11 protein-coding genes are annotated in these 12737 nt (G+C 64.6%); 3 read left to right on the forward strand and 8 right to left on the reverse strand.

What is annotated here, in order from left to right:
- Positions 1 to 5: 5 nt before the first annotated feature.
- From pabB to grpE, 5 genes are all read right to left on the reverse strand, one after another.
- Entirely contained in the window at positions 6 to 1802 is a 1797-nt protein-coding gene (gene pabB / locus P9220_RS01815; protein ID WP_309763302.1) for an aminodeoxychorismate synthase component I, read from the reverse strand.
- A 38-nt stretch (positions 1803 to 1840) separates the two neighbouring features.
- Complete coding sequence (gene dnaJ, locus P9220_RS01820) at positions 1841 to 2977, reverse strand: molecular chaperone DnaJ (RefSeq protein ID WP_309763303.1); 1137 nt, start codon at positions 2975 to 2977, stop codon at positions 1841 to 1843.
- A gap of 246 nt (positions 2978 to 3223) precedes the next feature.
- The gene (gene dnaK, locus P9220_RS01825) at positions 3224 to 5188 is read right to left on the reverse strand and encodes a molecular chaperone DnaK (protein ID WP_309763304.1); all 1965 of its coding nucleotides are present in this window, start codon (positions 5186 to 5188) and stop codon (positions 3224 to 3226) included.
- Between the two features lie 175 nt (positions 5189 to 5363).
- Entirely contained in the window at positions 5364 to 5759 is a 396-nt protein-coding gene (locus P9220_RS01830) for a thioredoxin family protein (protein ID WP_309763305.1), read from the reverse strand.
- Between the two features lie 24 nt (positions 5760 to 5783).
- The gene (gene grpE / locus P9220_RS01835; protein WP_309763306.1) at positions 5784 to 6386 is read right to left on the reverse strand and encodes a nucleotide exchange factor GrpE; all 603 of its coding nucleotides are present in this window, start codon (positions 6384 to 6386) and stop codon (positions 5784 to 5786) included.
- A 352-nt stretch (positions 6387 to 6738) separates the two neighbouring features.
- On the opposite strand from grpE, the gene P9220_RS01840 reads away from it, so the two are divergent.
- Positions 6739 to 6900, forward strand: coding sequence for a hypothetical protein (locus P9220_RS01840; RefSeq protein ID WP_309763307.1), 162 nt, complete (start codon positions 6739 to 6741; stop codon positions 6898 to 6900).
- On the opposite strand, the gene P9220_RS01845 is transcribed toward P9220_RS01840, so the two are convergent.
- The 3 genes from P9220_RS01845 to hrcA all read right to left on the reverse strand — a co-directional run bounded on the left by P9220_RS01845 (position 6872) and on the right by hrcA (position 9518).
- Positions 6872 to 7279 carry an RNA-binding S4 domain-containing protein gene (locus P9220_RS01845; RefSeq protein ID WP_309763308.1) on the reverse strand — a complete coding sequence of 136 codons (408 nt, stop codon included), beginning with the start codon at positions 7277 to 7279 and terminating at the stop codon, positions 6872 to 6874. The genes P9220_RS01840 and P9220_RS01845 overlap by 29 nt on opposite strands.
- Before the next feature lie 25 nt (positions 7280 to 7304).
- A complete protein-coding gene (gene hemH / locus P9220_RS01850; protein ID WP_309763309.1) occupies positions 7305 to 8372 on the reverse strand; it encodes a ferrochelatase in 1068 nt (355 codons plus the stop codon).
- 129 nt (positions 8373 to 8501) lie between these two features.
- A complete protein-coding gene (gene hrcA, locus P9220_RS01855) occupies positions 8502 to 9518 on the reverse strand; it encodes a heat-inducible transcriptional repressor HrcA (protein ID WP_309763310.1) in 1017 nt (338 codons plus the stop codon).
- A gap of 199 nt (positions 9519 to 9717) precedes the next feature.
- Here hrcA and P9220_RS01860 point away from each other — a divergent pair, with 199 nt between their 5' ends.
- On the forward strand, positions 9718 to 10611 hold the full coding sequence (locus P9220_RS01860; RefSeq protein ID WP_309763311.1) for an NAD kinase: 894 nt from the start codon (positions 9718 to 9720) through the stop codon (positions 10609 to 10611).
- 34 nt (positions 10612 to 10645) lie between these two features.
- Positions 10646 to 12298, forward strand: coding sequence for a DNA repair protein RecN (recN, locus tag P9220_RS01865; protein ID WP_309763312.1), 1653 nt, complete (start codon positions 10646 to 10648; stop codon positions 12296 to 12298).
- The last annotated feature ends 439 nt before the right edge of the window (positions 12299 to 12737 follow it).

Below are 12737 nucleotides of genomic sequence, written 5' to 3' on the forward strand. Positions count from 1 at the left end.
CCGCATTAGTGCTTAAGACGTGCTCTCACTGCGCCGCGCAGCGCGTTGGTGACGAGCATGTCTTCGGCGCGATCGAGGTCGGCTGGCAGCAGCCGGCGCTCTTGTGCGCCGAGTTCTTCGATCAGCACCGCGCGCATCACGCCCGGCAGCACGCCGGCGTCGATGGGCGGCGTGCGCCATGTGCCGTCGAGCTTCACGAAGAGGCTCGAGCGGCCGCCCTCGGTGATTTCGCCGCGCTCGTTGGAAAACAGCATGTCGAACGCGCCTTCGGTCTCGGCCGCCTTCCATGCGCGGTCGTAATCGGCGCGGCGCGTCGTCTTGTGGCGAAGCAGCGTGTCGCGCGAGGACTGCGCCATGAAGCCGCGCTCCGACGCGAGCAGCACATCCACGACATCCGATGACAACGGCGCGAGCGGCGCGCTCGTCATTGCGATGCGTCCGCTTTTATCGAGCGCAATCCGCAAGCGATACGGCCCGCCCTCGTCGAAGCTCGCGCAGTGCCGCGCGACCTCGGCATTCAGTCGATGGTCGTCGAACCCGAAACCGAAATACGCCGCGCTTGCCTTGAGCCGCGCAACGTGACGCGCATAGTGACGCACGCCTTCGCGTGTGGCGTACGTGGTCTCGAAAAGCTCGAAGCCCGGGTCCGCGCCGGTCAGGAATCGCGCCTTCAGGAGACACTCCTCGTACTCGTTCGCGGCAACGCTATCCAGCACGATGCCCGCGCCGATGCCGATCACACCGCGCTCGCCCGCCGGGTCGATAACCAGCGTGCGAATCGCGACCGAGAGACAAAAGTCGCCGCGTGCATCGAGCCAGCCGATTGCACCGGTATAGAGACCACGCGGCGTGCTCTCGATCTCATCGATAAGCTGCATCGTGCGGTACTTCGGCGCGCCGGTGATCGAACCGCATGGAAACAGCGCACGCAAGATGGCTGCGAACGTCGTACCGGGCGCGACGCGCGCCTCGACGGTCGAGGTCATCTGCCACACCGACGCATACGGCTCGACAGAAAAGAGCGCCGGCACATGCACCGACCCGGTGACCGCCACGCGCGAGATGTCGTTGCGCAGCAGATCGACGATCATCACGTTCTCTGCGCGGTTCTTCGGGTCATCGTGAAGCGCGGCGGGATCGGTGTCGCGCGGCGCGGTGCCTTTCATCGGGCGGGCGCGCAGCACATCGCCCTGCTTTTCGATAAACAACTCCGGCGAACACGACACGACCGCGCGGCCGTCCGGCATCGCGATCAACGCGCCGTAGCGCACCGGCTGACGCTCACGCAACCGTCGATACAGCGCGAGCGGCGTGCCGAACACATCGAACGCGAGCCGATACGTGAAGTTGATCTGATACGACTCGCCTTCCACCAAGGCTTGCCGAATGGCAGCGATAGCAGCGTCGAACGCATCGCGCGTGACGCTCGGCTCGATGCCGGCCACGCCTGCCATCGACGGCGCCTGAGCATGACCGTCTTGCGCGCTCAGCCACGCGCTGGCTTCGTCGCGCGACAACGCCGCGCACGAGCGAAACATCAGCACGCGCAGCGCATGATCGCCGCCGGCCCCGATTGCGCCGAACTGCAGGTTACGCCCGAATTCGTAGTCCGCGACCACGAGGGCATGCAAGCCGCCTTGGAGATCGCGCTCGATGTCCGCGCACACCGCATCGAGCGCGCGCCCGGTCTCGCAGACATGCTCGTGCGAGAAGTCCGTGTACAAACGACTCGACCGCCTTTCGGCGGTCGCGTCGCAATCGTCGAGCAGCGCAAACACCGCGCTGCGTGCCTCGATTTTCATGGCCATGCTCGCATCGAATGCAGGCGCAGGTCAGTCTCTCAGTCGAAGAAGCTCTTGACGCGATCGAACCAGCTCTTGCTTTGCGGGCTATGCCGCGAGCCGCCTTCCGTCAGCGACTTCTCGAACTGCTTGAGCAGGTCGCGCTGCTGCTCGGTGAGCTTGACCGGCGTTTCCACCTGCACGTGCACGTACAAGTCACCCGCGATGCTCGAGCGCAAACCCTTGATTCCCTTGCCACGCAGACGGAAGGTCTTGCCCGACTGCGTGCCTTCCGGCACCGTGAAGCTCGCGCGGCCCGCGAGCGTCGGCACTTCGATTTCGCCGCCGAGCGCCGCTGTGGTGAACGGAATCGGCATCTGGCAGTGCAGGTCGTCGCCGTCGCGCTCGAACACCGAGTGCTGCTTGATGTGGATTTCCACATACAGGTCGCCGCTCGGACCGCCGTTGATGCCCGGCTCGCCGTTGCCCGCCGAGCGGATGCGCATGCCGTCGTCGATGCCCGCCGGAATTTTCACTTCCAGCGTCTTCGTTTCCTTTACCTTGCCCGCGCCGTGGCAGTTCGTGCAGGGATCGGGAACATAGCTGCCGCTGCCGTGACATTTCGGGCACGTCTGCTGGATGCTGAAAAAGCCCTGCGACATCCGCACCTGGCCCTGGCCGTGACAGGTCGGGCAGGTTTCCGGCTTCGTGCCCGGCTTCGCGCCCGAACCGTGACAAACGTTGCAATTGCTCCAGCTCGGCACGCGAATCTGCGTGTCGTAACCGTGCGCCGCCTGCTCCAGCGTGATTTCCATGCTGTAGCGCAGGTCCGCACCGCGATACACCTGCGGGCCGCCGCGTCCGCCGCGCGCACCGGCGCCGGCTGCCTGTCCGAAGATGTCGCCGAAAATATCGCCGAAGGCATCGGCAAAACCGCCGAAGCCCTGCGCACCCGCGCCCGCCATGTTCGGATCGACGCCCGCGTGACCGTACTGGTCGTACGCCGCGCGCTTCTGCTGGTCGGAGAGCATCTCGTAGGCTTCCTTCGCCTCCTTGAAGTTCTCTTCCGCCTTCTTGTTGTCCGGATTGCGGTCAGGGTGATACTTCATCGCGAGCTTGCGATACGCCTTCTTGATCTCGTCGTCGCTCGCGTTCTTTGCGACGCCCAGAACGTCGTAGTAATCCCGTTTCGCCATGTCGGTTCCATGCCGCCGCGCTTGGCCGCGACGGTTCCTCTCAGATGCCTCGGGCCAAACGACCCGCGCGTAACCTCTGACGCCCTGCTCCGACTTACGAGCCGCCGAGAGCAGGACGCCCCAAAAAAACAACGTGCCCGGAGAGCCGAAAAGCTCGCCAGGCGCGTTCCACGTCAGACGCCAACGCGTCCCGGTGATATCACCGAAAAGGCGCGCGACCGTCGCCAGTCGCGCGCCTCATACGGCTTAGTCCTTCTTCACTTCCTTGAAGTCGGCGTCGACGACATCGTCATGCTGCTGGCTCGCACCGCCAGCCGATGCCGAAGCGCTCGCTTCCGCGCCGGCCGCGCCCGCTGCCGCGCTGGCCGCGCCCTGCTGCGCCTGCATGTCGGCGTACATCTTCTCGCCGAGCTTCTGCGAAGCCTGAGCCAGCGCCTCGACCTTCGCTTCGATCGTGGCCTTGTCGCTCGAGCTGTTCTTCAGCGCGTCTTCGAGTTCCTTCAGCGCGGCTTCGATCTTTTCCTTCTCCGAAGCATCGACCTTGTCGCCATACTCGGCAACCGCCTTCTTCGTGCTGTGGACCAGCGCGTCGCCCTGGTTGCGGGCATCCGCGAGTTCGCGCAGCTTGTGGTCTTCTTCGGCGTTGGCTTCGGCGTCCTTCACCATCTTGTCGATTTCGGCGTCCGTCAGGCCCGAGTTCGCCTTGATGGTGATCTTGTTTTCCTTGCCCGTCGCCTTGTCCTTCGCGCCGACGTGCAGAATGCCGTTCGCGTCGATGTCGAAGGTCACTTCGATCTGCGGCACGCCGCGCGGTGCGGGCGGAATGCCTTCGAGGTTGAATTCGCCGAGCAGCTTGTTGCCCGCGGCCATCTCACGCTCGCCCTGGAACACCTTGATGGTCACGGCGCCCTGGTTGTCGTCCGCCGTCGAATACACCTGAGCGTGCTTCGTCGGGATGGTCGTGTTCTTGTTGATCATCTTCGTCATCACGCCGCCGAGCGTCTCGATGCCGAGCGACAGAGGCGTCACGTCGAGCAGCAGAACGTCCTTGCGGTCGCCGGACAGAACCTGACCCTGAATCGCGGCGCCAACGGCCACGGCTTCGTCCGGGTTGACGTCACGGCGCGGCTCCTTGCCGAAGAATTCCTTCACCTTCTCCTGCACCTTCGGCATGCGCGTCATGCCGCCGACGAGGATCACGTCGTCGATGTCGCCGACCTTCACGCCCGCGTCCTTGATCGCGATGCGGCACGGTTCGATCGTGCGCTCGATCAGCTCCTCGACGAGCGCTTCCAGCTTGGCGCGCGTGAACTTGAGGTTCAGGTGCTTCGGACCCGACGCGTCAGCCGTGATGTACGGCAGGTTGATGTCGGTCTGAGCCGTCGACGACAGTTCGATCTTCGCCTTCTCAGCGGCTTCCTTCAGGCGCTGCAGCGCGAGCACGTCTTTCGACAGGTCGACGCCCTGCTCCTTCTTGAACTCGCCGATGATGTAATCGATGATGCGCTGGTCGAAGTCTTCACCGCCGAGGAACGTGTCGCCGTTGGTCGACAGCACTTCGAACTGCATTTCGCCGTCCACATCCGCGATTTCGATGATCGAGATGTCGAACGTGCCGCCGCCGAGGTCGAACACGGCGATCTTGCGGTCGCCCTTTTCGGCTTTGTCGAGACCGAACGCGAGCGCGGCCGCCGTCGGCTCGTTGATGATGCGCTTCACTTCCAGACCGGCGATGCGGCCCGCGTCCTTCGTTGCCTGGCGCTGGCTGTCGTTGAAGTACGCCGGAACCGTGATGACGGCTTCCGTCACCGGCTCGCCGAGGTAGTCTTCAGCGGTCTTCTTCATCTTGCGCAGCACTTCGGCCGACACTTGCGACGGCGCGAGGTTCTTGCCGTGCGCTTCGACCCAGGCGTCGCCGTTGTCGTGCTTGACGATCTTGTAGGGCATCAGGTTGATGTCCTTCTGCACTTCCTTCTCGTCGAAGCGGCGGCCGATCAGGCGCTTCACCGCGTACAGCGTGTTGCGCGGGTTCGTGACCGACTGACGCTTCGCAGGCGCGCCAACGAGAATTTCGTTGTCGTCCATGTACGCGATGATCGACGGCGTGGTGCGCGCGCCTTCCGAGTTCTCGATGACCTTGACCTGATTGCCTTCCATCAGCGCCACGCACGAGTTCGTGGTGCCGAGGTCGATGCCGATGATTTTGCCCATTTTTTATACTCTCCTAGCTTTGATCGCTTTGGCGCTGCGGCCGGAACACGCCGGCTTTTGCGGCCGATTCAACGGGCCGAACGCCCAAAATTCATACCTGTACGCAAGATAGGAGCGCCGATTTCGTTTTCAAGACCCTGAATGCGATGCGGTCTATAACTTTTTCGCGCGCTTGCTACGCCTGATTCCCCGCTGCCGCGATCTTCGCGCGCGCCGCCGCCACCGCCGCCTCGAACTGGGCGATACCATGCCAGCCCGTCGCGCGCCCCAGCCGCTTGCCGCGATGGAAGAAGAACCACGTCGGCACGCCATGCAGCATGAAGCGGCGGCCGAGCTCGCGATGCTCGTAGACGTTGCTGTGGAACCACTTCAACCCGAGCGCGCGGATGGCGTCGGGCTGCGCGAGCATCGCTTTCTTGGCGATTTCGCAGTTGAAGCAGTCGAGGCCCCAGAAGAACACAACGGCCAGCTCGTCTCCCGCCGACGCTAGACCGGCGTCGAAACCGGCGGCGTCGAGTTCCTGCATGCCGAATTCGGAGAACGCGGTGGAGTCGACGGGAACGTTGGCCATGAGCGGAGCCTCGCGGCTGTCCGGTTACTTCGGTGCGGCGACGGTCACGAGCGCCGGACGCAGCACGCGGTCAGCGATGATGTAGCCCTTCTGCAGCACGGCGACGACGGTATTCGGCTCCTGCTCCGCCGGCACCATGGAAATGGCCTGGTGGCGATGCGGATCGAACTTTTCGCCGACCGGATTCACCGCGATGACGCGGCCCTTCTCCAGCGCGCTCGACAACTGGCGCAGCGTCAGGTCGACGCCCTCGCGCACCTTCGCGACATCCGTCGACTGGTCGGCCAGCGCGGCTTCGAGGCTGTCGAGCACCGGCAGCAGATTTTCCGCGAAGTTTTCGATTGCGAACTTGTGAGCCTTCGCGACGTCTTCCTGCGCGCGGCGCCGCACGTTCTCCGTTTCCGCCTTGGCGCGGAGAAACTCTTCCTGCAGCGCGGCCACCCGGGCCTGCGCTTCGGCGAGCGCCGCCTCGGTTTCATTCGAAGCGGCTTGCGGCGTGGCGTCCGCGGCTGCCGGCGCTTCCGGCGCGGCTTGCGTGGTCGCCTGAGTCGGGTCGGCGGCCTGGCGCGCGGTGTCGTCGGCGGGCGTCGGGTTCGGGCTCGCTGAATTCTCTTGCGTGTTTTCCATGTCGCTGAATGTTATTGCTGTGAGTGAATCGGAAGAGAAGCGCGGCGGTGATTCACCGAGCCGCGCTTCGTCGCACTAGCGGCGGAATTTGGGGCATCGGAAGCATTTTCAAGGCTTCTTCTGACGAATTTTGTGCGCTGGGCATCGCAGCGCGCGACGGTCGAAACGGCCCGTAACGAACGCCTGCCAGAAACAGATTGAGCGAAGCAGTGCCGTCGCCTACACTTCAAACTGGCGTCGCAGGAAGCACGTTTACCCTGATCCCTGCGATTGCTTCATACCGCTTACGCCTCGCCCGTTTCCTGACCTCGTCCGGTCGAAAGACCGCTCAGCCCGCATAGCCGGGGGTACCATGAAACTGACCTTTGCTGTCGCGGTGGTCGCCCTGGTACTGGTTGCGGGCACGACCACCATCTGTCTTTCCGGCGCACTGACTGCCCGTAACACCGAGTACGGCGGCGTGCATGCGACCTTCGAAGAAATGTTCAGTCCGAGCCAGAAAACTTATCGATGATGCGGCGGTCCCGCTTCGTCGGCCTGCCCTGCATGGCGGCTGCCGGCTCCCGATACGTCTTGCGGCGCTCCGCTTCGGCAAGCCGCTTCGCACGGCCCTCTTCCGTTTCGGCGTAAAGCGTCTGCGCGACCGGCGCGGGGCCGCGGACGTCGCACAGGCCGCGCACTTCGACCAGCCAGACGAGCCGTTCGATATCGATCTCGACGATATCGCCGACGCGCACGTCCTTCGACGGCTTCACGTTCGCCCCGCCGATCTTCACGCGGCCTTTCTCCACCGCATCGCTCGCGAGGGAACGCGTCTTGAAGAAGCGCGCCGCCCACAGCCACTTGTCGATGCGCAAACGCGCGCCGGGTTCCGTCGAAATCTTGTAGTTCATGGCGATTCTCTTGCGATGACCAGAATCAGGCGGCGACCGTCACCGGTTGCGCGGCCTGTACGGGCCATCCCTGCAGATGTTGTGCCGCGATCTCGCCGAGCGCCTTGATCCATGCCGGCGACGCGTTCAGGCAGGGAATGCGGTGGAACTGCTTGCCGCCCGCCTTCACGAATTCGTCGCGCACCTCCATGCCGATTTCCTCGATGGTCTCGAGACAATCCGCCGTGAAGCCGGGGCAAAACACGTCCACGCGTGCGACACCGGCCGCGCCCAGTTCCGCGAGCGTCGGCGCCGTGTACGGCTGCAGCCATTCGGCGCGGCCGAAGCGCGACTGGAACGTCACGCGGCATTCGACCGGCGTGAGGCCGAGGGCGGCTGCAAGCAGCGAACCGGTCAACTGGCACTGGTCGTGGTAAGGATCGCCGAGGTCCATCGTGCGCTTCGGCACGCCGTGGAAACTCAGCACGAGCTTGTCTCCGGCGGCGAAGTCCGGATGGCCGTGAACGCGCCAGTATTCGCGGACCTGATCGGCGAGCGCCGAGATATACGCGGGATGATCCGCGTAATGACGGATCGTCCGGATCTCCGGCTGATTCCGCACGCGCCTGAGCGCGTTGAAGGCGTCGTCGAAAGCGGTGGCGGTCGTCGACGACGAGTATTGCGGATACATCGGCACGAGAAGAATGCGGTCCGCGCCTTCGAGCTTCATCTGATTGAGCATGGCGCCGATGCCCGGGGTGCCGTAGCGCATGGCGTAATCGACGATCACGTGGTAGTCGTTCGCCGCAAAAAGCCGCCGCAAGCCTTCGACCTGCTTCTCCGTGTACACGCGCAACGGCGAGCCTTCGGGCAACCAGACCTGCGCATATTTCTTAGCCGACGCACGGCTGCGGAACGGCAGGATGGCGCCGCGCAGAATGATCTGCCAGATGAACGACGGGATTTCGACGACGCGCGGGTCGGACAGAAACTGCGCGAGGTATTTGCGCACCGCTCGCGGCGTGGGCGCGTCCGGCGTGCCGAGATTGATCAGCAGCACTGCGACGCGATGTGAAGCGCTGGGCTGCGAAGGCAACTCGAGGTCGAAACGCATAGGGCAAGGCGGCCGGAAGGCATCGAAAGGTGAAGGTCATTATAGCGGCGCGTTCCGCCACGCATCATCGGCCGAACGGCCTAGTGGCGGCGCAACCGGCAGCGCGGCACGATTCGCCCAGGAGCCGCGTTACTGCTGGCTGAGCGACATGGACAGCAGCCGCGCGGTGATATCGACGATGGGAATCACGCGGTTATACGCCATGCGCGTCGGGCCGATCACGCCGAGTGTGCCGACGATCTTGCCGTTCACTTCGTACGGCGCGGTCACGACGCTCATCTCCTCGATCGGCACGAGATTCGATTCCCCGCCGATGAAAATCTGCACGCCCTGTGCGTGGCTCGACACATCCAGCAATTGCAGGAGGCTCGTCTTTTGATCGAACAAGTCGAAGAGTTTGCGCAGGCGCGCCATGTCGGAGGACAGGTCCGCCACTTCCAGCAAATTGCGCTCGCCCGAAATCAGCACCGTCTCGCCGGGATCGGCTTCCGCCGTGCTCGCGACGACGGCCGCCTGCATCAGCGCGGTCATGTCGCCGCGCAACTGGTCGATTTCCTCGCGCAGCCGGCGGCGCACTTCGTCGAAGGACAGGCCCGCAAAATGCGCGTTGATGTAATTGGAGGCTTCGGTGAGTTGCGAGGGCGAGTAGTCGCGCTGCGTGGCCATCATGCGATTCTGCACGTCGCCCTCGGGCGTCACGATGATGAGCAGGATGCGCTTGTCCGACAGCCGCATGAACTCGATCTGCTTGAACATGTGACTGCGGCGCGGGGTAAGAATGACGCCCGCGAACGACGACAGGCTCGACAGCACGCTCGCCGCCGCGGCGACGATCTTCTGCGGCTCCTGCCCTTGCAGGCGCGTCTTGACCGCGGTGGTCATCGCTTCGTCCTGCGGCGCTTCGACGGTCAGCATGGTATCGACGAAGAGCCGGTAGCCGCGCGGCGTCGGAATGCGGCCCGCCGACGTATGCGGACTCGCGACGAGGCCCAGGTCTTCCAGGTCCGACATCACGTTGCGGATGGTCGCGGGACTGAGTTCGAGACCGGAATGCCGTGATAACGTGCGCGAACCGACCGGCTGACCTTCGGCGATGTAGCGCTCGATCAACGTTTTGAGGAGGGTTTGTGCACGTGGGTCTAGCATGGGCAAAGTTTAGCGCAACGTGTCGGGGCGCGACGACCGCGCCGCCGCTTGCATGTCACGAGCGCGAAGCGCGCGTGGACCGTTCAATGTCTGCTCCATTCTAGCGAGAAACGAACCACGCGCCGACGTTGCGACATGCCGTCCGTCGCGGCGCGCGGCCCCGGTTCTTTTCGCCTTCCACCTATGGTGTAATGCCGGCATGGAAATTGGCCAATTCAAGACCGTCGCCCTCGTCGGGCGAACCAATACACCCGGTATCGAGGCGCCGCTGAGAACGCTCGCGGAGCACATTGCGAACCAGGGTTTCGAAGTCGTGTTCGAAGAAGGCACGGCGAAGGACGTGGGCGTGACCGAATACCCGGCGCTGTCCATCGCGGCGATCGGCGCGCGCGCGGACGTCGCGGTCGTGCTCGGCGGCGACGGCACCATGCTCGGCGTCGGCCGGCAGCTTGCGCCGTACAAGACGCCGCTCATCGGCGTGAATCACGGGCGTCTCGGCTTCATCACCGATATCCCGCTCGCCGAGATGCGCGAGCGCGTGCCGCAAATGCTGGCCGGCCAGTTCGAACGCGAGGAGCGCACGCTGCTCGAAGCGCGCATCGTGCGTAACGACAAGCCGATCTACCATGCCCTCGCCTTCAACGATGTCGTCGTGAACCGCAGCGGCTTCTCCGGCATGGCCGAGCTGCGCGTCTCCGTCGACGGCCACTTCATGTACAACCAGCGTTCGGACGGGCTGATCGTCGCCACGCCGACGGGCTCGACGGCTTACGCGTTGTCGTCCGCGGGGCCGATCCTGCATCCGCAACTGCAAGGCTTCGTGCTGGTGCCGATCGCGCCGCATTCGCTGTCGAACCGCCCGATCGTATTGCCCGACGATTCGAAGGTCACGATCCAGATCATCGGCGGGCGGGACGTGAACGTGAATTTCGACATGCAGTCGTTCACCGCCGTCGAACTGAACGACGCCATCGAAGTGCGACGCTCGCGCCATACCGTGCCGGTGCTGCATCCGGTCGGCTACAGCACGTACGCCACGCTGCGCAAGAAACTGCACTGGAACGAGCATCCCTCGCAGGACTCGTCCGTCTGACGCAATCTCGCTGAACCCTCATCCCGAAGCGTCCATGCTCCGTCATCTCTCCATTCGAGACTTCGTTATCGTTGCCGCGCTCGACATCGAATTCGATTCGGGCTTCACGGTTTTTTCGGGTGAAACCGGCGCGGGCAAGTCGATCCTGATCGACGCCCTCGCGCTCACGCTCGGCGCGCGCGCCGACGCGAGCGTCGTGCGAACCGGCGAAGCGCGCGCGGACATCACCGCCGAGTTCGGCACGCACGCGCAGGTCGCTCGCTGGCTGGAAGAGCATGCGCTCTCGCAGGACGGCGATACGGTCATGCTGCGTCGCGTGATCGATTCCGGCGGCCGCTCGCGCGCGTTCATCAACGGCACGCCGGCCACGCTCGCCCAGTTGCGCGAAGTCGGCGAGATGCTGGTCGATATCCACGGACAACACGCGCATCAGTTATTGATGCGGCCCGATGCCCAGCGCGAACTCTTCGACACGCACGCCGGCCTCACCGATGCCGCGAATGCGGTGAGCCGCGCGTGGCGCGCATATCGCGAGGCGCAGCAGGCAGTCGACGCCGCGCAAACCCGCGACCGCGAGCTGCAACTGGAGCGCGAACGTCTCGCGTGGCAGTTGAGCGAATTCGACAAGCTCGCGCCGCAGCCCGGCGAGTGGGAGGAAGTGAGCGCGGAGCATCATCGGCTGTCGCATTCGGCGAGTCTGATCGACGGCGTGCAGAACGCGCTCGGCGCGCTCTCCGAATCCGACGAAGCGATGATCTCGCAACTCGGCGCGATCACGTCGAAACTGCGCAGCCTCGCGGATATCGACCCCGCGCTGAACGACGTGCTGGCGTCGCTCGAACCCGCCGAGATTCAATTGCAGGAAGCGGCTTATTCGCTGTCGCACTACGCGCAGCGTCTGGAACTCGACCCGGACCGGCTCGCGCAAGTCGAAAGGCGCATGGATCAACTGCATTCGACGGCGCGCAAATTCCGTCTGCAGCCGGAGACGCTGCCGGAAGAACACGAGACGCGCCGCCGCCAATTGGCGGAACTCGACGCCGCCGCCGATCTCGACGCCCTCAACGCCGCCGCCGAGAAAGCGAAGGAAGCCTATCTGGCCGAAGCGAAAGTGCTGTCGAAGGCACGCGCGAAAGCGGCCAAGGCGCTGTCGAAGGCGGTGACGGAAGGCATGCAGGAATTGTCGATGGCGGGCGGCAGCTTCGACGTCGCGCTCGTGCCGCTCGCGGAAGGCGGCGCGAACGGGCTGGAGCAGATCGAGTTCCGCGTGGCCGGTCACGCGGGTGTCGCGCTGCGGCCGCTCGCGAAGGTCGCGTCGGGCGGTGAGCTCGCGCGGATCAGCCTGGCGCTCGCGGTGATTGCGAGCACCGCCAGCCCGACGCCGACGCTGATTTTCGACGAAGTGGACACGGGCATCGGCGGGGGCGTCGCGGAAGTGGTCGGGCGGCTGCTGCACCAGCTTGGGCGCGATCGTCAGGTGCTGTGCGTCACGCACCTGCCGCAAGTGGCCGCGCGCGGCGATCAACATTTTCAGGTGGCGAAGTCGTCCGACGATGCAGGCGGCACTGTCAGCACGGTCACGCCGCTCGACAAGGCGAGGCGCATCGAGGAAGTCGCGCGGATGCTCGGCGGCATCGAGATCACCGCGACGACGCGCAAGCATGCGAAGGAGATGCTGGCGGCGTGAGCGTGATTCGTCGGCGCTGTCGTGGCGGCGACGGTCCCGCAGAAGAACTGGTTTCCCTGCAAAGGCCAGCGCGATGCTGATGACGGCTCAGCCCGGCGATCCGAATGTTCAGGCCGCCGCATCCCGGCGATGTTCCGCCGAAGGCCGGTATGACCGTGATCGATTGCTGCCCGGCCTCGCGTGGCGCGCGTGATCGAACGCCGACGCGGCAATGTACTCGTAGATGGCGCTCCGAATCCGGGGCTGTGTCGGCACTGAGAACGCCGGCCACGCCGACCTCTGGCTCAAGATCTCCGGCTCGAGCAACAAGCGAACGGCGCGTCCGATGTTAAGCGGGCGCAAGCTCGAGGCATCAAGGAAACGTTATTGCTCGACGGCCGCCCCAGTGCAATGCAACAGATCACGCACGACCGCACCGCACGCAGACCACCGGCGTCCG

Origin of the sequence: Caballeronia sp. LZ016, from assembly GCF_031450805.1 — a bacterium.
Lineage (GTDB): Bacteria > Pseudomonadota > Gammaproteobacteria > Burkholderiales > Burkholderiaceae > Caballeronia.

Excerpts from the sequence above, each read along its gene's own strand:
- pabB (WP_309763302.1), bottom strand. The coding sequence starts at position 1,802 with ATGAAAATCGAGGCACGCAGCGCGGTGTTTGCGCTGCTCGACGATTGC.
- dnaJ (WP_309763303.1), bottom strand. The coding sequence starts at position 2,977 with ATGGCGAAACGGGATTACTACGACGTTCTGGGCGTCGCAAAGAACGCG.
- dnaK (WP_309763304.1), bottom strand. The coding sequence starts at position 5,188 with ATGGGCAAAATCATCGGCATCGACCTCGGCACCACGAACTCGTGCGTG.
- P9220_RS01830 (WP_309763305.1), bottom strand. The coding sequence starts at position 5,759 with ATGGCCAACGTTCCCGTCGACTCCACCGCGTTCTCCGAATTCGGCATG.
- grpE (WP_309763306.1), bottom strand. The coding sequence starts at position 6,386 with ATGGAAAACACGCAAGAGAATTCAGCGAGCCCGAACCCGACGCCCGCC.
- P9220_RS01840 (WP_309763307.1), top strand. The coding sequence starts at position 6,739 with ATGAAACTGACCTTTGCTGTCGCGGTGGTCGCCCTGGTACTGGTTGCG.
- P9220_RS01845 (WP_309763308.1), bottom strand. The coding sequence starts at position 7,279 with ATGAACTACAAGATTTCGACGGAACCCGGCGCGCGTTTGCGCATCGAC.
- hemH (WP_309763309.1), bottom strand. The coding sequence starts at position 8,372 with ATGCGTTTCGACCTCGAGTTGCCTTCGCAGCCCAGCGCTTCACATCGC.
- hrcA (WP_309763310.1), bottom strand. The coding sequence starts at position 9,518 with ATGCTAGACCCACGTGCACAAACCCTCCTCAAAACGTTGATCGAGCGC.
- P9220_RS01860 (WP_309763311.1), top strand. The coding sequence starts at position 9,718 with ATGGAAATTGGCCAATTCAAGACCGTCGCCCTCGTCGGGCGAACCAAT.
- recN (WP_309763312.1), top strand. The coding sequence starts at position 10,646 with ATGCTCCGTCATCTCTCCATTCGAGACTTCGTTATCGTTGCCGCGCTC.